The sequence below is a fragment of the Pseudomonas sp. GW821-FHT02A11 genome (genome assembly GCF_059421985.1).
Genome location: NZ_JBWKWB010000021.1, coordinates 73,783 through 94,586 on the forward strand (window position 1 = coordinate 73,783; position 20,804 = coordinate 94,586).

The following is a 20,804-nucleotide window of genomic DNA, read 5'->3' on the forward strand; positions in this document are numbered from 1 at the left end:
GCATCGCGGGTGTGTGACGGGATGTTCAGCGGTGCAGGGTCTTCTGTCGCAGGATGTAAATCGTCACCCCTGTTGCGCTGAGCAGCATGAACCCCCGCGCCCATATCGACGGCACCAGCCAACAGGAAAACCCGATACTCAGCCACATCAGGCCGATGGCGTAGACCTTGCCCTTGAGCGGGATGCCGTTGCCTTCCAGGTAGTCACGAATCCACGGGCCGAGCCGAGGGTGATCGACCAGCCAGTGATAAAAGCGCGGGGAGCTGCGCGCGAAGCAGGCGGCGGCCAGCAGAAGAAAGGGCGTGGTCGGCAATACCGGAAGGAAAATCCCGATCACACCGAGCGCGACGCTCAGCCAGCCGATGCCTTGCAAGAGAACGCGTACGAGCCGGGACCGACTCGTACGGGGTGTTGAATCACCGGAACCGCCGTGCGCCATAGGCGCCGACTCAGTGGTGACGAGGCTTGAGGATCGCCGGTTTTTCATCCGGAGCGTGCAGCAGCAGATACAGCGCGGTCAGCGCTTCAGGGATCTGCACGATCATGTCGTCCATCAGGCTGGCGTCAGCGGCGATGTCGGCGAATTCAGGTTGCTCGTCGAACAGGCCCGAACCGACCATGATCGGCAGCAGCATTTCGCTGACTTCCTCTTCGTCGTTCTCGAACCAGGCCGCTTCACGCAGGAACACGCCTTCCATGAAGCCGATGCACCAGCCGCGCAGTTCGGAGTCGTCCGGCTCGTCGCCCAGATCCAGATCGCAAGGCAGCTCGAATTCTTCGTCGGAGGCCAGCTGACGGGCGATGTGCGCCTTCAGCTGAACGAGCGTGGACTCGATTTCCTCGTGCTGGGCCTTGTCGGTGTAGTGCGGCGGCTCGGCGAACAGGGCGTCGATCCATTCGCGATCAGGCACGGACTCGGCACAGATCGACAGCGCGGTCAGGTAGCCATGGGCGGCTACATAGTCCAGCGCTTCGTCATGCAGCTCATCGGCATCGAGGAAGGCTTGCAGGCGGTGTAATTGCTCAGCGAAGGACATTGAAGGACTACCTTGGAAATAAACGATGCTGAATTCTAGGCTCTGGGGCTTGTAGATGCCAGCGCCGAGGCCTTCGCGGACCGCGTAAAACTGCTGCGCTCGGCAATACTGCGTTAAAAACAGGCAGGAAATGCTCATTTAGAAAACCCTAGACTCCGCTTTCCTGCCTGTTTTTGCCTTGTCTTGCCTTCGCTCGCGACGTTTTACACAGCCCGCGTGGAATCGGCTTTTTGATAATTTCGACCGCTCGTGTCGTCGCTGTCCTATCTGCCCAAGCGCTCCGGTATACTGCCGCGCTTTGCGATTTCGACAGCGCTGCTTCACCCGCTGTGGTGGCACCATCCGGGGTACTTATGCTCGACCAGGCTCAACGCGTACTTAAAGACATCTTCGGCTACGACAGTTTCCGTGGTCGCCAGGGTGCCATTATCGAGCGCGTGGCCAGTGGCGGTGATGCATTGGTGCTGATGCCTACCGGCGGCGGCAAGTCCCTGTGTTTTCAGGTGCCTGGCCTGTTGCGCGAGGGGCTGGCGGTGGTGGTCTCGCCGTTGATCGCCTTGATGGACGATCAGGTCGCGACCCTCGAAGAGCTCGGTGTTTCGGCGGCGGCGCTGAACTCCACGTTGAGCGCCGAGCAGCAGCGCGACCTGGCCAACCGGATTCGTCTGGGCGAAGTGAAGATGCTCTATCTTGCCCCCGAGCGCCTGGTGCAGCCGCGCATGCTGGCGTTTCTGCAAAACCTCAAGATCGCCCTGTTTGCCATCGACGAAGCCCACTGTGTGTCGCAATGGGGCCATGATTTTCGCCCGGAATACCTGCAATTGGGTCAACTGGCCGAGCTGTTCCCCGATGTGCCGCGCATTGCCCTGACCGCCACGGCCGATAAGCGCACCCGCGAAGAGATCGTCACGCGTCTGCACCTGCAGAATGCCGAGCGTTTCCTGTCGAGCTTCGACCGCCCCAACATCTTTTACCGCATCGTTCCCAAGGAACAGCCGCGCAAACAGCTGCTGGCGTTCCTCTCCGAGCGGCGCAGCGATGCCGGCATTGTCTATTGCCTGTCGCGCAAGAAGGTCGAAGAAACCGCCGCCTTCCTCAGCGACAACGGTTATCCGGCGCTGCCCTATCACGCCGGGCTGCCGATCGAGACGCGCTCCGAGAATCAACGCCGTTTTCTGAATGAAGAAGGCTTGATCATGGTCGCGACCATTGCTTTCGGCATGGGCATCGACAAGCCCAACGTGCGCTTTGTGGCGCACATGGACCTGCCCAAATCCCTGGAAGCCTACTACCAGGAAACCGGCCGGGCAGGGCGCGACGGTTTGCCGGCCGATGCCTGGATGGCCTACGGCCTGCAGGACGTGGTGATGCTCAAGCAGATGCTGCAGAACTCAGAGGGCGACGAGCGCCACAAGCGGGTCGAGCAACACAAGCTCGATGCGATGCTGTCGCTGTGCGAAGAGACCCGCTGCCGTCGTCAGGCGCTGCTGGCCTATTTCGACGAAGACATGCCCAATCCGTGCGGCCATTGCGACAACTGTGTCGACGGCGTGCAGACCTGGGATGCCACCGAAGCGGCGCGTCAGGCGTTATCGGCGATCTACCGTACCGGCCAGCGCTACGGTGTCGGTCACTTGGTGGATGTGCTGCTGGGCAAGGAAAACGACAAGGTGCAGAGCTTCGGTCATCAGAAGCTTGCGGTGTTTGGCGTGGGCAAGGGCCGCAGTGACGGCGAATGGCGCTCCTTGTTCCGTCAATTGGTGGCCCGGGGTCTGGCCGATACCGACCTTGAAGGCTATGGCGGCCTGCGCCTGAGCGACACCTGCCGTCCGCTGCTGCGCGGCGAAGTCACTCTGCAGTTGCGCCGCGACCTCAAACCCCAGACCACGGCCAAGGCTTCCGGCAGCAGCCCGGCGAGTCAACTGGTGCGTGGCGAAGAGCGCGAACAGTGGGAAGCCCTGCGTGCCTTGCGCCGCAAACTGGCCGAAGAGCATGGCGTGCCGCCGTATGTCATTTTCCCGGACTCGACGCTGCTGGAAATGCTGCGCAGCCAGCCGGGGACCATGGCCGAGATGGCGCGGGTCAGCGGCGTCGGTGCGCGCAAGCTGGAGCGTTACGGCGAGGCCTTCCTCGAAGTGTTGGGCGGTGCGGCCCCTGCGCCTCGGGTGGTCACCGACCTGCGTCACGAACTGATCAGCCTGGCCCGCGCAGGCATGACGCCGATGCAGATCGCCGGGCAGTTGCAATGCTCGGAAAAGAACGTCTACACAATGCTGGCCGAAGCGATCGGCAAGCAGCAACTGTCCCTTGAGCAGGCGCTGGACCTGCCGGAAGACCTGCTCAGCGAGATCCAGGACGCCTTCCTCGACGGCGAAGGCGAATTGCCGCCCGTGGCTGCGATTGCCGAAATGTTCACCGGCCGCGTGCCCGAGGGCGTGCTGTATTGCGTGCGTGCGGCGTTGCAGTCCGAGTTTGAGGTTTAAGCACCGCACCTGTGGGAGCGAATTCATTCGCGAGGGGATTCGGCTGACAACACCTTTGGGTTGGATGTACCGACGTCTCGCGAATAAATTCGCTCCCACAGGATTTGCGATCCGTCAGGTGCTGCCGCCACCAAGCCAAATGCGCCGCTCTCCGGTCTATCCCGCCCCTGTGCGACGAAACACCACGCCGCGCCCCTTGCCTCGTCAAGGGCTCCATGGTTAGCTGCCTATTAATTAGGAATCGCTTTTAACCGTTGAGTTACCTATGCCGTTAACTGAAGAGCACCGCTTTGGCATGCAGCTGGCCAACCTGTCCCGGGGCTGGCGTGCCGAGCTTGATCGTCGTCTGGCCGACCTGGGTCTGTCCCAGGCCCGTTGGCTGGTTTTGTTGCACCTGGCACGTTTCAAAGAGCCGCCAACGCAACGTGAGCTCGCGCAAAGCGTGGGCGTTGAAGGCCCGACCCTGGCGCGTTTGCTGGACAGCCTGGAGAATCAGGGGCTGGTGAGCCGACAGGCCGTGGTTGAAGACCGTCGGGCGAAGAAGATCCTGCTGTGCGACACCGCCAAGCCTCTGATCGAGAAAATCGAGACCATCGCCACTGCGCTGCGCCATGAACTGTTCGAGGGGATCGACGAAGCTGATCTGCGGGTTTGCATGCGCGTTCACTCGACAATTCTGGGCAATCTGGAAAAATCCTGAGGTCATGGCCCTGCGCCATCCATAAATACGTTGAACCTGCCGAAACATCCTGTTCTATTTGCAGCCATACTGCATCAGTCCACACCACGATATTCGCAGGGAAGCCTGCCTCATAAGGGTTCGCATGCTGAAGAGTTTTCAGGCCGGTAGTCGGCGCGGGAGTCACGGATCGTTTCGCGTTCATTCGGGTCTTCGCACGGGGTTGCTGGCGTTGGCCGTCGCCTCGGCGTCCATGCTACACAGCTCCATGGCGGCAGCGCTGGGGCTGGGGGAAATCAGCCTGCATTCGGCGTTGGGGCAGCCATTCAATGCCGACATCGAGTTGATCGAGGCGGGCGGTCTCACCCCTGAGGAGATCGTCGTCACCCTCGCCTCGGCAGAAGCGTTCTCCAAGGCGGGCGTCGAGCGGGTGTTCTTCCTCAATGACCTGCGCTTCACGCCGGTCATTCGCGGCAGCCGGGCTGTGGTGCATGTCGAGTCGCACAAGGCGGTCACCGAGCCCTACATGGATTTTCTGGTGCGGCTGTCGCGCCCCAATGGCGATCAGCTGCGCGAATACACTGTGCTGTTGGATCCGCCGAATTCGCCTAACGGTCTGGCCGCCACCCGCAGCCGCACGCAATCCCCAGCATCGGCCAGCAAGAATGATCAGTCGCGCCTGCCCGTCGCTCCGCCCAAAGCGGTTCAGGGCAAGCATTACACTGTTGTGTCTGGCGACACCCTGGCCGGCATCGCCCGACAGATTCAAACGCCAGGCAGCAAGGCGACGTCCGCCGAGTTGATCAGCGGCATTCAGGCACTCAACCCGCAAGCGTTCCCCAACGGTGAACGCAGCCAGTTGAAGGTGGGGCAAAGCCTGCTGTTGCCTGACAATGCCACCGAGCCCAAGGCTGCGGCGCCAGCTTCCACTGCGACTCCGCCCACGACGTCAGCCTCGACACTCGCACCGCAGCCCGCTCCGACCGCTGCCAACGGCGCTGAGCAATTGACCGCGACTGCGATGGAAAACCAGCAGCTGTCCAAGTCCGTCGAGGCGTTGAAAGGGCAGGTCCAGCAGATCACCGCTGATGAGTCGGACAAAGACAAACAGATCATTGAGCTGCAAACACAGTTGGCCGAAATGAAGGCCTTGGCCGCTCGACCGGCTCCTGCGCCTGCCCCGGCCAATGCCCCGGTCCAGAAGTCCGAGCCTGCCGCGCCTGCGCCAGCGCCGGTCGCAGTGCCTGCTCCGGTTGCTCCGCCACAAGCTGACGATCTGCCGTGGACGACAATCATCGCCGGCCTGCTGTTGGTGCTCCTGCTGCTGGCACTGGCCTGGTCGGTACGTCGCAACCGCATCAAGAACCAGCAGGCATTGCACGCCGAACCGTTGCAACCGGTGGAGCCGATCATCAAGCCAGCCCAGGCCACCGTGACGCCGGTGTTCGAAGTGCCGGCGGTGACGCCACGCCCGGCTGCGGCCACATCGTCCACTGCTGCGCCAGCAGGGCAGCGTCTGGCGGGCGCCGCAACCGATGCTCTGGACGGCGCGAGCATCTACATCGCTTATGGCCGTTTCGCCGAGGCCTTGGCCATTCTGCGCGAGGCACTGGACAAGCAGCCTCAACGAACCGATGTGCGCATGCGCATCCTGGAGTTGCTCGGCGAGCAAGGCGATGTCGAAGGTTTCGATCAGGAAGAGAAGGTGCTGCTGGCCCACGGCATCGAGCCTGACAAGCTGGCCGAGATCCGTGCCCGTTACCCAAAACTCAAGACCGAGCCTGCGCCAGTGGCCCCAGCGACTTCTGTCGCACCGGCCGTGGTGGCAGGCGCTGCCGTTGCCGCAGCAGCCATTGCAGCCGCCGCCGCAGAGAAACCACCGGCGCAACTGGACGAGAACGCAGCGGCAGCCCTCAATCCCGAGCCTGTCGATGACTTCCAGCTCAACCTGGATGATCTGTCCATGGACGCGGACTGGGATCTGGTCGACCCGTTCGACAGCGCCCCTGCACCGCGTAAACCCGATGTGCCTGCCGAGCCTGAAGTGGACCCAACGTTCGCCTCCGACCTCAAGCAGTTGCCTGAAGTCTTCGAGATGCCCGACGAGCAATTCCTCAGTGATTTTGCTGAAGAAGAGCAAGCGCCACAGATCGAATTCGAACCGGCGCCCGAGTCCATTGCCCAGAGCGACAGCGACTTGCTGGACGATGCCTTCCTCGACAGCTTCATGACCGACGACACCGAATTCGACCTGATGGATCTGGACGACGCGCCCCTGAGCAAGATCAACGAAGCGCAGGTGTTGATTGACGATGGCAACCTCGAAGAAGCCCGCCGTCTGTTGCAGGAAGTGATCGACGAATCCGATGACGGCCCGCGGCAAACTGCCCGCGATTTGCTGGCAGGGCTGGGTTGATCGATGAACGCCAAGGCCGAAATCACCATCACTTACTGCACGCAGTGCCAATGGCTGTTGCGTGCGGCGTGGCTGGCCCAGGAGCTGCTCAGCACCTTTGGTGACGATTTGGGCAAGGTCTCGTTGGTGCCGGGCACCGGCGGCGTGTTCATCATCACCTGCGATGACGTGCAGATATGGGAGCGCAAGGCCGACGGTGGCTTTCCCGAGGCCAAGGTATTGAAACAGCGGGTTCGCGACCGGATCGATCCGGATCGCGACCTCGGCCATAACGATCGCGGCAACGACTCCAGCAGCGGGCTGGACAGCTGACAGGCCGTCGATAGAATTCTCGCTGTCGGCAAACGCAAAGCCTCTGTCCGACAAAGGTCCATCAGGCATAAAACCCCAATGCGAATGAAGTCGCTCCCCCAAGGGAGGGCGCGGTTCATCTGACATCCGGCTGTGTCATCAAATTTCCATCTGCTCGTCACGTTCACTTCACCGGCCCGGTCCACCCTTGCTTAAAACCGAGCGGAGGCTGTCCATGAGCATTGCCGAGAACGTGAAGCCCAGTCGTAAACAACGTGTCCGGACCTTGTGGATTTCAGACGTTCACCTGGGAACGCGGGATTGTCAGGCCGAGCATCTGTGCGCCTTTCTCAAGCAGTATCACGCCGACAGGATTTATCTGGTCGGCGATATTATCGACGGCTGGAAACTGCGCGGCGGCATGTACTGGCCTCAAGCGCACACCAACGTCATTCGCCGCTTGCTGACCATGAGCAAACGCGGCACCGAGGTGATCTACGTCACCGGCAATCATGACGAATTTTTGCGCCGCTACTCCAGACTGATCCTGGGCAACATCCAGCTGGTGGACGAAGCCGAGCATGTCACCGCCGACGGCCGTCGCCTGTTGGTCATCCATGGCGATCAGTTCGACGTCATCACCCGTTATCACCGCTGGCTGGCGTTCCTCGGCGACTCGGCCTACGAATTCACCCTGACCCTCAACCGCTGGCTGAATCACTGGCGCGCCAAATACGGCAAGGGTTATTGGTCGCTGTCGGCGTACCTCAAGCACAAGGTCAAAACAGCGGTGAACTTCATTAGTGACTTCGAAGAAGCCATCGCCCACGAGTGTGTGAAGCGTGGCCTGGACGGCGTGGTGTGCGGGCATATTCACCATGCGGAGATCCGGCAGGTGGGCGGTGTGCAATACCTCAATTGCGGGGACTGGGTCGAATCCTGCACCGCGCTGATCGAGCACTGGGACGGCACCATCGAGCTGTACAAGCTGGCCGACGCCCGCGTGAAAGCCAAGAGCCTGCAGGTGCAACCGGCCGCGGAGACGGTTTGAAAGCGCAGAGCGGTTCATCCACAGGGGCATAAGTTCTGTGGATAGGCCGTTATCAGAACGGCACCTTGCCCGTCAGCATGTCCTTGTACATCACGAAATCGCCCAGCAGGCTGTAGAACGGATGCTTGAAGGTGGCCGGGCGATTTTTTTCGAAAAAGAAATGACCCACCCAGGCGAAGGTGTAGCCCGCCAGCGGCAAGACCCACAGCAATAGCCAGTTGGCGCTGAGCAGAGCGGTCGCCGCGATCAGGATGACCAGCGTGGTGCCGACGAAATGCAGGCGACGGCAGGTGCTGTCGCGGTGTTCCTGCAGGTAATAGGGGTAGAAGTCAGCGAAGTGCGCGAAGGTTTTGACGTTATCCACTGCATGCCTCTCTTGTTGTTCTGCACGTCCTCAGTTTAGCCGAGTGCCGCTGCTGACCAGTGACAATGGGTGCCAACGTAGTATCCTTCGGCTATCAGTCGCAGGGGGCGCCTGACTGGAGCAAGAAGACGTGGCCATGGAAAAAACGACTTCTTCAAGCTGGGCGATGGGGATCGTCAAGTCCCTTGAAATGGATGGTCTGGATTGTCGCACGCTGTTCAAGGAACTGGGGTTGGTGTACGCCGATCTCGAGAACCCTGACGCCCGTTTTCCACAGGACTCCATGACCCGGCTTTGGCAACGGGCGGTGGAGTTGTCCGGCAACCCGGCAGTAGGGCTGAACATGGCCAGGGTGGTGAGGCCTGCATCGTTCAGCGTGGCCGGTTACGCGCTGATGTCCAGCCGCACCCTGAAAGAAGGCTTCGAGCGGCTGGTGCGGTATCAACGCATCATCGCCGACAGCGCCGATCTGAGTCTCAAACTGCTGCCCGAAGGCTATGCGCTGATCCTGACGGTGCATGGCGATCTGCTCCCTCCCACACGACAAAGCGCCGAAGCCTCACTGGCCTTCGCTTTGGCGTTCTGCGGTTGGCTCACGGGCCGACCGCTGCACCCGCGTCAGGTGTTGATCCAGGGTGATACCCCCCGGAATGTCGAGCCCTACAAGAAATTCTTCCATGCGCCGCTGACCTTCAACGCGCCTTACGACGCCCTGGTGTTCGAGCGCGCCGACATGGAAGCGCCGCTGCCCACCGCCGACGAGGCGATGGCCAAGCTGCATGATCGTTTCGCCGGGGAGTTCCTGGCCCGCTTTGCCAGCAACCGCGTGACCCATCAGGCTCGCCAAGTGTTGTGTCGCTTGTTGCCCCAGGGCGAGCCCAAGCGCGAGGCCGTGGCGCAGAGCCTGCACCTGTCCCAGCGCACCTTGCAGCGTCGCTTGCAGGAGGAGGGCACCAGCTTTCAGACCCTGCTCGACGACACCCGCCGAGAGCTGGCCGAGCAGTATCTGGCCCAGCCGCAGATGACCTTGCTGGAGATTGCGTACCTGTTGGGGTTTGCCGATCCGAGTAATTTCTTCCGCGCGTTCCGGCGCTGGTTCGACGAGACGCCGGGGGAGTATCGGATCAGAAAATCGATCGAGTGAGCGCTGATGCCTCTGTAGATCAATGCCGCCAGAACGCCGGGATGCACAGCACCAGCACGGTGATGATTTCCAGCCTGCCTAACAGCATTCCCACCGAAAGAATCCACTTCGCCGCGTCCGGCAGGGTCGCGAAATTGCCTGCCGGGCCGATGGTTTCGCCAAGGCCTGGCCCCACCCCGGACACTGTACTGGCCGCGCCGGTCAGGGCGGTCATCCAGTCCAGGCCCAACAGCGACAGCAGCAAGGCGATCAGGCAAATGGTGAAGGTAAAAAAGAATGAAAACGTCAGGATCGAACGCACGATTTCGTCGTCCAGCCGATGGCCGTTGTACTTCTGCTTGATCACCGCCCGCGGGTGGATCAGCTGGTTGAGGTTGGCCTTGAGGAGGATGTACGCCACCTGGAAGCGAAACACTTTCACCCCGCCGGCGGTCGAGCCTGAGCAGCCGCCGATGAAGCCGATGTAGAAGAAAAACATCAGCGCGAAGTTGCCCCACAGGCTGTAGTCACCCAGGGCAAACCCTGTGGTGGTGACGACCGAGGTGACGTTCAGCGCCACATGTCGCAGGGCGTCGTACCAAGGCAGGTCGGTGGTGGCCCAATACCAGAGCGTCATCAGCAGCCAGGTCACCAGCAACAGGCCGATGAAGCCTTGCACCTGTTGATCTTTGATCAGCGCCTTGCGATGGCCGCGTAGGGTCGCGACGTACAGGGTGAAGGGCAGGCTGCCGAGGATCATCATCACGATGGCCACCCAGTGCACCGCCGGTTGCGGCCACTTGGCCAAAGACAGGTCGGAAGTGGAAAAGCCACCCGTGGAAATCGCCGACATCGCGTGGTTGATCGCATCGAACAGGCTCATGCCCGCCCACCAGAACGCCAGGCTGCCGATGACGGTAAAGCCGACGTACACCAGCACGATGAATTTGGCCACCATGTGCGAGCGTGGCATGACCTTCTCGGAGCGGTCCGAGGATTCGGTCTGGAACAGGCGCATGCCGCCGATGCGCAGCAGCGGCAGGATCGCTACCGCCATCCCGATGAAGCCGATGCCCCCCAGCCAGTGCAGCAGCGAGCGCCAGATCAGAATACCCGGCGACATGCTGTCCAGCCCGCTCAACACCGTGGAGCCGGTGGCGGTAATGCCTGACATGCTCTCGAAGAACGAGTCGGTGTAGCTGATGTGCTGGGTCAGCAGAAAGGGCAGTGCGGCGAATACACAGACGATCACCCAGCTGCTGACGGTCAGCAGGTACATGTCACGGGGGCGCAGGTGCACGTGTTCCGGGCGACCCTGACCCACCAGCGCCAGCCCTGCGATGAAGGTGATCATGCTCGACCAGAGGAACGACGGCATGTCGCCGGTGCGATGAAAGATCAGCAGGGTCGCCATGGGCACGACCATGGCAATGGCCAGGGTGATGAGGAAGATGCCGATGATGAAACCAATGATACGGAGGGTCGGCAACGCCATGCAGTCGCTCTGATTGGTGGGGTGGAAAGCCGCACATTCTACCTGTGGGTAAAACCGTGTAAACCTGAGCCCTTTCCGAGAGTCTTGTAAGTAATTGCCGCGTTCACCGTAATTGAAGTTCAAGAACGCGTTCGCGGCACTACAATGCCCCATCAAATTTCAGGAGACGATTCAATGGAAGCGCTCGATGCACTGCTCAATCGCGTGTCTGTCCCTCGGCTGGTCGAGCCGGCACCCGATGCCGCCCAGCGCGAAATCCTCTTTGGCGCGGCCTTGCGTGCCCCCGACCATGGCGGGCTGCGGCCGTATCGTTTTCTGACCGTGGAAGGCGAGGCGCGCAATCGCATGGGCCAGCTGCTGGCCCAGTCGCTGATCGAAAACGGTGGCGGTGCGGACGAGAAAGCGTTGGAGAAAGCACGACTGGGCCCATTGCGTGCGCCATTGGTGGTCGTGGTCATCGCCAAACTGAGCGATCACTTCAAGGTGCCCAAGCAAGAACAGCTCATCACCGCCGGCTGTGCCGCCCATGGCGTGTTGCTGGCCGCCTACGCGCTGGGCGTCGGCGCGGTGTGGCGCACGGGCGAGCTGTCTTACTCGCCTTACGTGGCCAAAGGGCTGGGGCTGGCGGCCGATGAGGAAGTCGTCGCGTTCCTGTACCTGGGCACACCCCAGAACCCACCCCGTGAAGCCGCCAAGCCGGATGTGGCGGAGTTCGTGACGTCGTGGCAGGGCTGATGTCGGGGGCGTAGCAGGCGGAATGCGATCCTGTGGGAGCGAATTCATTCGCGAGGGGCCCGGACATCCGATACATCTTCGTCGGCTGGACCACCGCATCGCGAATGAATTCGCTCCCACAGGGAAGATCGAGGCTAGGTCGTGGTCTCCCGTGGAACGACGATGCTGGCCACGAACCCGCCCTCTGGATGATTCTCGAACAGCAGATGGCCGCCGTGCTTTTCAGCGGCGCGTTTGGCGATGGCCAGGCCCAGACCGTAACCCGGAGCGGTCTGATTCGGCGCGCGGTAGAACGGCTCTCCCAATTGCGCCAAATGCTCTTCGCTGACCCCCGGCCCATGATCGCGCACGCTGATGCGCAGGCCCTGATCGCCATTCTGTGCGGTCAACTCGATGGGCTGACCGGCCGGGTTGAAGCGCAAGGCATTGCGCAGCAGGTTGTCCAGCGCGCGTTCCAGCACGTTGGGCCAGCCCTGCAGCTCAATTCCCGGCTGCAATTGCACCGCTACGGTCTGTTCGATACTGCTCATTTCAGTCTCGGCTTTCAGATGATTAAGCAAACCCGGCAGGTCGATGGGCGTTGCGCTTCCGATGTCGGCATCCAGTCGCGCCAGCGCCAGGATCTCACTGATCAACTCCTCCAGCCGGTCGCATTCGCGGGTCAGCCTTGGCCAGAGTTTCTCCCGCTCCGCAGGCTCGGCGCGTTCGGCCAAGGCCAACGCGATGCGCAGTCGCGCCAAGGGGGAGCGCAGTTCATGAGAGACGTCACGCAGCAATTGCCGCTGGCTGCTGATCAGGCTCTGCAAACGTGCGCCCATGCGGTTGAAGTCGTTGGCCAGCACGCCAAATTCGTCGCGACGGTTGGCCAGTTGCGCGAGGCTGTTCTGTTGATAGGTGGTTTGCCCCAGGTCATGCACGGCGCCGCGCAGACGGCTCAGCGGGCGGGTGATCGACAGGGTGACCAGCAGACTGAACAGCGTCAGCACGACCAGCGCGATGCCCAGCGCACTGAGCGGCCACATCAGGCTCTGCCGGTGCCAGGCGTCCAGTTCCGGGTGCGGAATGCGGTAGATCAGCAGATAGGTTTCGCTGCTTTTGGGGCTGGTGTATTCGGTGGTCAGGCGGCGCCAGGGCAAGGGGCGCTCGTCATCCTTTTGCTGGCGCGCTTCGAACGCTGCCGCGCGGGGCGGGAAAGTGCCGGGAATCACGGCCTCGCCACTGTCGTTCAGCACCTGGACGTCGATGTGGTATTTGCGCTTGAGGTTCTGCAGGTAATCCTGCGCAGCGTCCTCGCCTTGGTTTTCGTAAAGCGTGGTCCATTTTTCCGGCAGGTTGTGCAGGCCGGGATGGCGACTGAGGATCCAGGCATCCTGATTGAGCATGTGCCCCAACAGGATCGACAAACCCGCCACCAACGCGATGGCAAGCCAGAAGCTCGCCAGAATTCGCCAAAACAATGAACGCACGTGAAGCCCTCGACCCTGCCCCTCAATGAAAAAAGCCCGACACGCCGGGGAGAGCGTGTCGGGTTACAGAGTGTAATGCCGCGCCAGCAGCAGTTACTGGGTTTTCTGCGCTTTTTGCGCTTTCCAGGCCTCGAACTCGGCACGGTCGGCGCGACGCTGTTCACGATCCTTCTGGATCTGGTCGAAGGTCTTCTGCTGATCGGGGGTCAGCATGGCGCGAATGTCAGCCTGGGTCTTGGCCCGCTTTGCGGCGAACTCGTCTTTCATCGCCTTTTGATCGGCAGGCGAGAGTTTGGCCAGGTACTTTTGGGTGATCTCGGAACGGCTGTGCCATTGCTCGCCCATCAGTTTGCCGACGGCCTGGCGCTGTTCAGGAGTCAGGTTCAGCTTGTCGAACGGACCTTTGCGGTGATGCATGCCAGGACCGTCAAAGCCTGGGCCGCCAGGACCGCCCATGTGGCCGCCATCGGCAGGGGTCGCCATCGCAACGGTTGGCAGGGCAGCAGCGAACATCAAAGCCATCAGAGTCTTACGCATGGTGAATCTCCTTGTCTCGAATCCGGCTCTGTGCCGGTTGTGGCCAGTTTAGGGAGATCAAGGTCAAGCGAGGTCAGGCGTGGGTAAAGCTTGGGTAAAGAGGGTTTGTCATGGAGCTGACATTCCCGAATGGCGGCTGGTACGGCGGCGTTATCTGTGGGAGCGAATTCATTCGCGAGACAATCGTCCATCCGCTAGAGATGCCTGGGAGGTACCTCACTCTCGCGAATGAATTCGCTCCCACAGGTCAATCCGCGTCGTCTGTTAAACCGCGTAGTAATAACCGCGACTGCGCAACGCCACGATCCGCGGGCGGCCATCGGCATGGGGGCCGATCTTCTTGCGCAGATTGCTGACGTGCATGTCCAGACTGCGATCGTACAGCGTCAGCTTGCGGCCCAGCGCCAGTTGCGCCAGCTCCTGTTTCTCCAGCGGCTCGCCGGGCTGACCCAGCAGGGCTTCGAGCAGGCGTGCCTCGGAAACGGTCAGCGTAAATTCCTGATCGTCGATGGTGACTACACCGCGGGCCGGGCTGAAACACAGGTCCCCCAGCTCGATCTGGCTCGACACGGCAGTCGGGTGGCTGCGACGCAATACGGCACGCAGACGGGCCGTCAGCTCGCGCGGATCGCACGGTTTGGCCAGGTAATCGTCAGCGCCCAGTTCCAGACCGAGAATGCGGTCCAGCGGCTCGCCACGGGCCGACAGCATCAGTACGGGCAACTCGGGGTGATCGGTGCGCAATTGCTTGAGCAGTTCCAGACCGCTGCCATCGGGCAGCATCACGTCCAGTACCACGGCAGCCGGGGCCGATTCGGCAAGGGCCTTGCGGGCGCTCTGGCCGTCGTGGCAGGCCCGCACCAGAAAACCTTCCTGGCTCAACCAACTGCTCAGGAGCTCACACAGCTCCTGGTCGTCATCAATAAGTAACAGCTCGCTCATGACTCACTCAATTTAGCCATTGCCGACGCTGTCTACGCCAGCCGCTGGCAAAGATACCGCACAGCAGGGCCAGCATTGCAACGCCGCCCCCCGTGACGAACCATTGTTGTTGCTCGGTCAGGATGCGCGCGGGCATCGCTGATTGAGCTTCTTTGAGCTGCAGTTTAAGCCTTTGGTTCTCCTGACGCAGGCGTCCGACTTGAATACTTTCGCGTTCGGCGTCGGCATTGTGCAATTGCCGGGTCAATTCTTCGCGCTGCTTTTCGCTGTCGGCCAGACGCTGGCGCAGGTCGGTCAACTGACTGGCCGTGCTCGGCAAGGGCAGCGCATGGCTGATCGAGTCGGTGGATTCATCGGCCTGAACATCGAAACTGGTTGCCGCAACGACCAAGGTGGCCGCCAGCACACACCACACACGTGGACGCATCTGAACTCCTGACTTTTCTCGCGGCACCGAACAGCGCACCGGCTTTATTGGGCATTTGGCAGGGTATCGGCACAGGGATGCGAATAATGAGCAGTCAGGGCAGCGTGACGCGAACCCGGTCTCACGGCGAGACCGGGCCAGGTGCAGCGTTACGGCAGGACTTGCTTGAACGGCTTGACCACCACGTGATCGTAGACACCGGCCTTGATGTACGGATCGGCGTCAGCCCAGGCCTGAGCGGCATTGAGCGACTCGAACTCGGCGACGATCAGGCTGCCGGTGAAACCCGCAGGGCCCGGATCGTTGCTGTCGATGGCAGGCAGCGGGCCGGCCAGGACGACACGGCCTTGGTTATTCAGAGCGGTCAGGCGTTCCAGGTGCGCAGGGCGCGCTTGCAGGCGTTTTTCCAGCGAGTTGGCGACGTCCGTTGCCACGATTGCGTAGAGCATGTCAGTCCTCGGTCTTTTTTGTTGAAGGCTCGGTCGATGCGTCGGCATCGTGAATGTGACGCGCCAGGAAGATGCCCTGGCCGATCAGGAAAATCAGGGTCATGCCCAGGCTGCCGAAGACTTTGAAGTCGACCCAGAAATCCTGGTAGGTGAAGGCTACGTAAAGGTTGGCCGCGCCGCAGAACAGGAAGAACACGATCCAGGCGATGTTCAGCTTGACCCAGATGGCTTGGGGCAGCGTCAGCGCGTGACCCATGATGCGCTGGATCAGCAGGCGATCACCGATGAAGTGGCTGCCGGCGAAGATCAGCGCGAACAGCCAGTTGACCACCGGCGCTTTCCATTTGAGGAAAGTCTCGCTGTGGAAGGCCAGGGTCAGACTGCCGAACACCAGGCACGCGACGAGGGTCAGCCACTGGCTTTTCTCAAGCTTGCCCTGACGCACATAAAGGATGCCGTAGACCACGATGGAACTGGCGATCAGCATCGCGGTGGCGCTGAAAATCCCGCCTACCATGAAGCTGTGGCCCAGGATATCGACGGCTTGGGGGCTGATTTTGTAGACGATGAAAAACAGGATAAGCGGGATGAAATCGATGAATTGTTTCACAGTAAGAGCCAGAAGCTGGATGTGACGGCATAATAACAAACATCAATGACTGCGAAAGCGCCCCTATGAATGTCGATCTGCACTGCCACAGTACCGCCTCCGACGGCGCGCTTGCGCCCGCGGCACTTGTTGCCCGTGCCTTCGAGAACGGTGTGCGGGTGCTCGCGCTGACCGACCACGACACCATCGAAGGCCTCGAAGAAGCCCGCGCGGCGGCCCTTGCGCTGCACATGCAGCTGATCAACGGCATCGAACTGTCCTGCACCTGGGGTGGTGCCACCATCCATATTCTGGGCTACGGTTTTGATGTCGATGCAAGGCCCTTGCTCGACGCCATTGAGCAATTGCACAGCGGTCGCTGGCTGCGCGCTGAAGAAATCAGTCGCAAATTGGCGATGAAAGGTATGCCGGGTGCGCTGGAAGGTGCCCGCGCCGTGCAGCAGGCCTTGGGCGACAGTGGCAATGCCCCGGCCAGACCGCATTTCGCAGACTTTCTGGTCAATGAAGGTTTCGTGAAGGATCGCGCCGAAGCGTTTCGTAAATGGCTGGGCGCGGGCAAGCTGGGCGACGTCAAGCAACACTGGCCGACGCTGGAAGACACCGTCGCCACCTTGCGCGCCGCCAACGCCTGGGTCAGCCTTGCCCACCCATGGCATTATGATTTCACCCGCAGTAAACGTCGCAAGCTGGTCGCCGATTTCCTTCAGGCGGGCGGCCAGGCGATCGAAGTGGTCAACGGCCTGCAGCCTGCCGATCAGGTGGGCAGCCTGGCCATTCTGGCCCGGGAGTTTGGCTTGCTGGTGACTGCTGGCAGCGACTTCCACGCCCCCGGTGCCTGGTCCGAGATTGGTGTCTATCGTCCACTGCCGGAGGATTTGCCGCCCTTGTGGCGTCGATTCAAACATGACCAGCCTACTGCCGTCTGAACAGGAAAATACCGTGAGTCAATTTTTCCAGGTCCACCCGGAAAACCCGCAGGCGCGCCTGATAAAGCAGGCCGTGGACATCATCAAGCGTGGGGGGCTGGTGGTCTATCCCACCGATTCGTCCTACGCGCTGGGGTGCCAGATGGGCGATAAAGGCGCCGTCGAGCGCATTCGCCGCCTGCGCCAGCTGGACGACAAGCACAACTTCACCCTGATGTGCTGCGATCTTTCGCAACTGGGGCTGTTTGCCAAGGTCGACACCGCAGCCTTCCGCGAGCTCAAGGCCCACACGCCGGGGCCGTATACCTTCATCCTCAACGCCACCCGCGAAGTGCCGCGCCTGGTACTGCACCCCAAGCGCCGCACCATCGGCCTGCGTGTGCCGCGCCATCCGGTGGCGCAGGCGCTGTTGCAAGAGCTGGGCGAGCCGCTGATGAGCGTGAGCCTGATCATGCCCGGCGAAACCCTGCCGATGAGCGACCCTCATGAAATGCGCGAAATCCTCGAACATCAGGTCGACCTGATCATCGACGCGGGCCACGGCGGGGTATCGGCCTCCACCGTGGTCAACCTGTCCGAAGGCGAGCCGCAAGTGGTGCGCGTGGGCTGTGGCGACCCGACGCCGTTCGGGGTCGAAGTCGAGTGACCGACGCCCAGACACTGGACCCTCAGACCGACGCTCAGCAGGAGCTGCCGTTTGCGCTGGTCTATGGCCAGGCCGTCACGCAGCTGCCGATCGACCTGTACATCCCGCCGGACGCGCTGGAAGTGTTCCTCGAAGCGTTCGAAGGCCCGCTGGATTTGCTGCTGTACCTGATCCGCAAACAGAACATAGACATCCTCGACATCCCCGTGGCAGAGATTACGCGCCAGTACATGGGCTATGTCGAGCTGATGAAAACCGTGCGTCTTGAGCTGGCCGCCGAATACCTGGTGATGGCCGCCATGCTGGCCGAGATCAAGTCGCGCATGCTGCTGCCGCGCTCCGACGTCGCCGAAGCGGAAGAAGACGACCCCCGCGCCGAGCTGATTCGCCGTCTGCAGGAGTACGAGCGCTTCAAGGCCGCCGCCGAAGGCATCGATACCTTGAGCCGCGTCGGTCGCGATGTGATCGTGCCCAAACTCGACGCCCCTGAGGCCCGCGCCCGCAAACTGTTGCCGGACGTGGCGCTGGAGGAACTGCTGGTGTCCATGGCTGAAGTGCTGCGCCGTGGCGACCTGTTCGAAAGCCACCAGATCAGCCGCGAGACGCTGTCCACCCGCGAGCGCATGAGCGACGTGCTGGAGCGCCTCAAAGGCGCGGGTTTCGTGCCGTTCGCCGAGCTGTTCACAGCCGAGGAGGGAAGGCTGGGCGTGGTCGTGACTTTCATGGCGGTGCTGGAGCTGGTCAAGGAGCAGCTGGTCGAGCTGGTGCAGAACGAACCGTTCGCTGTCATTCATGTGCGCGCACGAGCCGAATAGAAAATGCTCGCACGCGGGCGCCGAATCAAAGAGCTCTGATCGATGAACCTGAACGAACCCCGTGAACTCGCGCCCCTGCTCGAAGCCTTTCTGCTGGCCTCCGGCAAGCCACAATCCCTTGATCGGCTCTATGAGCTGTTCGAAGAGGGCGAGCGCCCGGAACCTGCGGTCTTCAAGAAAGCCCTGACGCTGCTCAGCAAGTCCTGCGACAACCGCGCCTTCGAGCTTAAGGAAGTCGCCACCGGCTATCGCCTGCAGATTCGCGAAAAATTCGCGCCCTGGGTCGGCCGTCTGTGGGAAGAACGCCCGCAGCGCTATTCCCGCGCCTTGCTGGAAACCATGGCGCTGATTGCCTACCGCCAGCCCATCACCCGTGGCGAAATCGAAGACGTGCGCGGCGTGGCGGTCAACAGCAACATCGTCAAGACCTTGCTTGAGCGCGAGTGGATCAGGATCGTCGGCTACCGCGACGTGCCAGGCAAACCGGCGATGTTCGCCACCACCAAGGCGTTCCTCGATCACTTCAACCTCAAGAGCCTGGATGAACTGCCGCCTCTGGCGGATCTGCGGGAAATGGAAGCAGAACCCGTACTCGATTTCGATGACGCCCCGGTGCCTGCGCATTTGCAGGCCTTGGCCGATGCAAGTCTTGAGCAGGACCCGGACGCGGAGCCTGAGGCGCCCCGGGACGAGACGAGCTTCCGCAGCCTGCTCGCCGAGTTGGACACCATGGAAGAGGGCCTGAAAATTGATTTCGACGATTTATTGCTCGATGAGGGCGATAAAGCGTCTGAATTGGAAGACGCGCCTGCGGATGACGAAGATCCCCGCTAGCCGTCGATTGTGAAAACATCCCGATTCCATGCCGAGCCACAACTCGGTGGGAGCGAATTCATTCGCGAGACGTGGGCCATGACGGCCTGGCTGTATCGACTGGATCGTCCTCTCGCGAATGAATTCGCTCCCACCAGTTTTCACCGCGGCATCCTCAGAGATTCAGGCCAGCCCATGAGCACCAAAGACCCCTGCATCAGCATCTGCAAATTCGACGATGACATCTGCATCGGTTGCGGGCGCAGCAAGCGCGAGATCAAGTCCTGGAAGAAAATGGACAAGAGCGAAAAGCGCTCGGTGCTCGCTGAATCGGCCATGCGTCTTGTAAAGCTTACGCCGTCCAGTCGGCGGAAAAAGAAATGAGTCTGGGGATTTCATCTACTCTCTGATGCGCAACGCGCGCCATGCGCGTATGATTCGCGACCTTTTGGCGATCCACACTCGCCAGAACGTTTCCAGTTTCAGCCCGACGCTCTTGTCCAGAGAGCAGGGCAACAGGCCGTGCCCACTCGCGCACGGCCTGATTCGACACACCGGGAGGTGCCCAGATGAGTGAACAAGACAAGCAGGACAAAGAGATCGGCCCAGCAGGCGAAAAACTGCAAAAGGTGCTGGCGCGCATTGGCGTTGGCTCGCGCCGTGACGTCGAGGCCTGGATCGGGGAAGGCCGCATCAAGGTCAACGGCGTTCAGGCAAGCCTGGGCCAGCGCGTCGATCTGCATGACGCCATCACCGTTGACGGTCGCGTCATCCGCCGCGAAGAAGCGGCCGAAACGGTCCGTCGCGTCATCATGTACAACAAGCCAGACGGCGAAATCTGCACCCGTGACGATCCGGAAGGCCGTCCGACGGTGTTCGATCGCCTGCCGCGCCCCAAAGAAGGCCGCTGGATCAACATCGGGCGTCTGGACATCAACACCACAGGTCTTCTGATGTTCACCACCGACGGTGAGCTGGCCAACCGCCTGATGCACCCGTCGTTCGAAATGGACCGCGAATACGCCGTGCGTGTACGTGGCGAAGTCGACGACGACATGCTGCTGCGTCTGAAGAACGGTGTGATCCTCGAAGACGGTCCGGCGCGCTTCACCGACATCCAGCAAGCGCCGGGCGGTGAAGGCTTCAACCATTGGTATCACTGCGTGGTGATGGAAGGCCGTAACCGCGAAGTACGTCGCCTGTGGGAATCCCAGGGCCTGGTGGTCAGCCGCCTGAAGCGTGTGCGTTTCGGTCCGGTGTTCCTGAACTCCGACCTGCCGATGGGCCGCTGGCGCGAAATGAGTCAGCAGGAAGTCGACATCCTCAGCGCCGAAGTGGGGCTCAAGCCTGTGGCCATGCCGCAAATGAACGCCAAGACCAAGGACAAGCTGGAGCGTCTGCAGCGTCAGTCTTCGCGTCCGTTGGGCAAAGGCGAGCGCGTGCGTCAGCTGCGTCCGGCCAAGGATGCGGCGCCGACCGAGCGCGCGCCGCGCGAACCG

Annotated in this window: 23 protein-coding genes; 13 read left to right on the plus strand and 10 right to left on the minus strand. The window is 61.5% G+C overall.

The window, feature by feature from the left end; all coding sequences use genetic code 11:
• Positions 1-25: 25 nt before the first annotated feature.
• Positions 26-439 (minus strand): YbaN family protein, encoded by a 414-nt coding sequence (locus AC07V9_RS23355; protein WP_495018003.1) that lies wholly within the window; start codon positions 437-439, stop codon positions 26-28.
• 10 nt (positions 440-449) lie between these two features.
• Complete coding sequence (locus AC07V9_RS23360; protein WP_495018004.1) at positions 450-1,037, minus strand: UPF0149 family protein; 588 nt, start codon at positions 1,035-1,037, stop codon at positions 450-452.
• A gap of 353 nt (positions 1,038-1,390) precedes the next feature.
• On the opposite strand from AC07V9_RS23360, the gene recQ reads away from it, so the two are divergent.
• The 5 genes from recQ (at position 1,391) to AC07V9_RS23385 (ending at position 7,957) form a co-directional block, all read left to right on the plus strand.
• Positions 1,391-3,520 (plus strand): DNA helicase RecQ, encoded by a 2,130-nt coding sequence (gene recQ, locus AC07V9_RS23365; RefSeq protein WP_495018005.1) that lies wholly within the window; start codon positions 1,391-1,393, stop codon positions 3,518-3,520.
• Positions 3,521-3,785: 265 nt separating this feature from the next.
• Positions 3,786-4,220 (plus strand): MarR family transcriptional regulator, encoded by a 435-nt coding sequence (locus tag AC07V9_RS23370; RefSeq protein WP_495018006.1) that lies wholly within the window; start codon positions 3,786-3,788, stop codon positions 4,218-4,220.
• Between the two features lie 124 nt (positions 4,221-4,344).
• Positions 4,345-6,615 (plus strand): FimV/HubP family polar landmark protein, encoded by a 2,271-nt coding sequence (locus tag AC07V9_RS23375; protein ID WP_495018007.1) that lies wholly within the window; start codon positions 4,345-4,347, stop codon positions 6,613-6,615.
• 3 nt (positions 6,616-6,618) lie between these two features.
• Positions 6,619-6,927, plus strand: coding sequence for an Rdx family protein (locus tag AC07V9_RS23380; RefSeq protein WP_495018008.1), 309 nt, complete (start codon positions 6,619-6,621; stop codon positions 6,925-6,927).
• A gap of 214 nt (positions 6,928-7,141) precedes the next feature.
• Positions 7,142-7,957: a UDP-2,3-diacylglucosamine diphosphatase gene (locus AC07V9_RS23385; protein WP_495018009.1), complete on the plus strand. Its 816-nt coding sequence runs from the start codon at positions 7,142-7,144 to the stop codon at positions 7,955-7,957.
• A 52-nt stretch (positions 7,958-8,009) separates the two neighbouring features.
• On the opposite strand, the gene AC07V9_RS23390 is transcribed toward AC07V9_RS23385, so the two are convergent.
• Positions 8,010-8,321, minus strand: a complete 312-nt coding sequence (locus AC07V9_RS23390) for an Mpo1-like protein (RefSeq protein WP_495018010.1) — start codon at positions 8,319-8,321, stop codon at positions 8,010-8,012.
• Between the two features lie 136 nt (positions 8,322-8,457).
• Here AC07V9_RS23390 and AC07V9_RS23395 point away from each other — a divergent pair, with 136 nt between their 5' ends.
• On the plus strand, positions 8,458-9,465 hold the full coding sequence (locus tag AC07V9_RS23395; protein WP_495018011.1) for an AraC family transcriptional regulator: 1,008 nt from the start codon (positions 8,458-8,460) through the stop codon (positions 9,463-9,465).
• 19 nt (positions 9,466-9,484) lie between these two features.
• Here AC07V9_RS23395 and AC07V9_RS23400 read toward each other — a convergent pair whose 3' ends face one another.
• The gene (locus AC07V9_RS23400) at positions 9,485-10,939 is read right to left on the minus strand and encodes a TrkH family potassium uptake protein (RefSeq protein WP_495018012.1); all 1,455 of its coding nucleotides are present in this window, start codon (positions 10,937-10,939) and stop codon (positions 9,485-9,487) included.
• Positions 10,940-11,113: 174 nt separating this feature from the next.
• Here AC07V9_RS23400 and AC07V9_RS23405 point away from each other — a divergent pair, with 174 nt between their 5' ends.
• The gene (locus tag AC07V9_RS23405) at positions 11,114-11,674 is read left to right on the plus strand and encodes a nitroreductase family protein (protein ID WP_495018013.1); all 561 of its coding nucleotides are present in this window, start codon (positions 11,114-11,116) and stop codon (positions 11,672-11,674) included.
• A 134-nt stretch (positions 11,675-11,808) separates the two neighbouring features.
• On the opposite strand, the gene AC07V9_RS23410 is transcribed toward AC07V9_RS23405, so the two are convergent.
• From AC07V9_RS23410 to AC07V9_RS23435, 6 genes are all read right to left on the minus strand, one after another.
• Positions 11,809-13,140 carry a sensor histidine kinase gene (locus tag AC07V9_RS23410; protein ID WP_495018014.1) on the minus strand — a complete coding sequence of 444 codons (1,332 nt, stop codon included), beginning with the start codon at positions 13,138-13,140 and terminating at the stop codon, positions 11,809-11,811.
• A gap of 93 nt (positions 13,141-13,233) precedes the next feature.
• Positions 13,234-13,677, minus strand: coding sequence for an LTXXQ domain protein (locus tag AC07V9_RS23415; protein ID WP_495018015.1), 444 nt, complete (start codon positions 13,675-13,677; stop codon positions 13,234-13,236).
• 264 nt (positions 13,678-13,941) lie between these two features.
• The gene (locus AC07V9_RS23420) at positions 13,942-14,619 is read right to left on the minus strand and encodes a response regulator transcription factor (protein WP_495018016.1); all 678 of its coding nucleotides are present in this window, start codon (positions 14,617-14,619) and stop codon (positions 13,942-13,944) included.
• A 7-nt stretch (positions 14,620-14,626) separates the two neighbouring features.
• Positions 14,627-15,046: an SH3 domain-containing protein gene (locus AC07V9_RS23425; RefSeq protein WP_495018017.1), complete on the minus strand. Its 420-nt coding sequence runs from the start codon at positions 15,044-15,046 to the stop codon at positions 14,627-14,629.
• A gap of 149 nt (positions 15,047-15,195) precedes the next feature.
• Positions 15,196-15,495, minus strand: a complete 300-nt coding sequence (locus AC07V9_RS23430; protein ID WP_495018018.1) for a YciI family protein — start codon at positions 15,493-15,495, stop codon at positions 15,196-15,198.
• Between the two features lies 1 nt (position 15,496).
• Complete coding sequence (locus tag AC07V9_RS23435; RefSeq protein ID WP_495018019.1) at positions 15,497-16,105, minus strand: septation protein A; 609 nt, start codon at positions 16,103-16,105, stop codon at positions 15,497-15,499.
• 65 nt (positions 16,106-16,170) lie between these two features.
• Between AC07V9_RS23435 and AC07V9_RS23440 the strand changes: the two genes are divergently transcribed.
• The 6 genes from AC07V9_RS23440 to rluB form a co-directional block, all read left to right on the plus strand.
• Positions 16,171-17,031, plus strand: coding sequence for a PHP domain-containing protein (locus AC07V9_RS23440; protein WP_495018020.1), 861 nt, complete (start codon positions 16,171-16,173; stop codon positions 17,029-17,031).
• Positions 17,032-17,044: 13 nt separating this feature from the next.
• On the plus strand, positions 17,045-17,677 hold the full coding sequence (locus tag AC07V9_RS23445) for an L-threonylcarbamoyladenylate synthase (protein WP_495018021.1): 633 nt from the start codon (positions 17,045-17,047) through the stop codon (positions 17,675-17,677).
• Complete coding sequence (locus tag AC07V9_RS23450) at positions 17,674-18,492, plus strand: segregation and condensation protein A (protein WP_495018022.1); 819 nt, start codon at positions 17,674-17,676, stop codon at positions 18,490-18,492. The genes AC07V9_RS23445 and AC07V9_RS23450 overlap by 4 nt, the downstream gene beginning before the upstream one ends.
• A gap of 42 nt (positions 18,493-18,534) precedes the next feature.
• Positions 18,535-19,326, plus strand: a complete 792-nt coding sequence (gene scpB, locus AC07V9_RS23455) for an SMC-Scp complex subunit ScpB (RefSeq protein WP_495018023.1) — start codon at positions 18,535-18,537, stop codon at positions 19,324-19,326.
• A gap of 174 nt (positions 19,327-19,500) precedes the next feature.
• The gene (locus tag AC07V9_RS23460) at positions 19,501-19,689 is read left to right on the plus strand and encodes a DUF1289 domain-containing protein (protein ID WP_495018024.1); all 189 of its coding nucleotides are present in this window, start codon (positions 19,501-19,503) and stop codon (positions 19,687-19,689) included.
• A 185-nt stretch (positions 19,690-19,874) separates the two neighbouring features.
• Positions 19,875-20,804 (plus strand): 23S rRNA pseudouridine(2605) synthase RluB (gene rluB, locus AC07V9_RS23465; protein ID WP_495018025.1); only part of this gene is annotated, 930 nt, incomplete at its 3' end.

Excerpts from the sequence above, each read along its gene's own strand:
- AC07V9_RS23355 (WP_495018003.1), bottom strand. The coding sequence starts at position 439 with ATGGCGCACGGCGGTTCCGGTGATTCAACACCCCGTACGAGTCGGTCC.
- AC07V9_RS23360 (WP_495018004.1), bottom strand. The coding sequence starts at position 1,037 with ATGTCCTTCGCTGAGCAATTACACCGCCTGCAAGCCTTCCTCGATGCC.
- recQ (WP_495018005.1), top strand. The coding sequence starts at position 1,391 with ATGCTCGACCAGGCTCAACGCGTACTTAAAGACATCTTCGGCTACGAC.
- AC07V9_RS23370 (WP_495018006.1), top strand. The coding sequence starts at position 3,786 with ATGCCGTTAACTGAAGAGCACCGCTTTGGCATGCAGCTGGCCAACCTG.
- AC07V9_RS23375 (WP_495018007.1), top strand. The coding sequence starts at position 4,345 with ATGCTGAAGAGTTTTCAGGCCGGTAGTCGGCGCGGGAGTCACGGATCG.
- AC07V9_RS23380 (WP_495018008.1), top strand. The coding sequence starts at position 6,619 with ATGAACGCCAAGGCCGAAATCACCATCACTTACTGCACGCAGTGCCAA.
- AC07V9_RS23385 (WP_495018009.1), top strand. The coding sequence starts at position 7,142 with ATGAGCATTGCCGAGAACGTGAAGCCCAGTCGTAAACAACGTGTCCGG.
- AC07V9_RS23395 (WP_495018011.1), top strand. The coding sequence starts at position 8,458 with ATGGAAAAAACGACTTCTTCAAGCTGGGCGATGGGGATCGTCAAGTCC.
- AC07V9_RS23400 (WP_495018012.1), bottom strand. The coding sequence starts at position 10,939 with ATGGCGTTGCCGACCCTCCGTATCATTGGTTTCATCATCGGCATCTTC.
- AC07V9_RS23405 (WP_495018013.1), top strand. The coding sequence starts at position 11,114 with ATGGAAGCGCTCGATGCACTGCTCAATCGCGTGTCTGTCCCTCGGCTG.
- AC07V9_RS23415 (WP_495018015.1), bottom strand. The coding sequence starts at position 13,677 with ATGCGTAAGACTCTGATGGCTTTGATGTTCGCTGCTGCCCTGCCAACC.
- AC07V9_RS23420 (WP_495018016.1), bottom strand. The coding sequence starts at position 14,619 with ATGAGCGAGCTGTTACTTATTGATGACGACCAGGAGCTGTGTGAGCTC.
- AC07V9_RS23425 (WP_495018017.1), bottom strand. The coding sequence starts at position 15,046 with ATGCGTCCACGTGTGTGGTGTGTGCTGGCGGCCACCTTGGTCGTTGCG.
- AC07V9_RS23430 (WP_495018018.1), bottom strand. The coding sequence starts at position 15,495 with ATGCTCTACGCAATCGTGGCAACGGACGTCGCCAACTCGCTGGAAAAA.
- AC07V9_RS23440 (WP_495018020.1), top strand. The coding sequence starts at position 16,171 with ATGAATGTCGATCTGCACTGCCACAGTACCGCCTCCGACGGCGCGCTT.
- scpB (WP_495018023.1), top strand. The coding sequence starts at position 18,535 with ATGAACCTGAACGAACCCCGTGAACTCGCGCCCCTGCTCGAAGCCTTT.
- AC07V9_RS23460 (WP_495018024.1), top strand. The coding sequence starts at position 19,501 with ATGAGCACCAAAGACCCCTGCATCAGCATCTGCAAATTCGACGATGAC.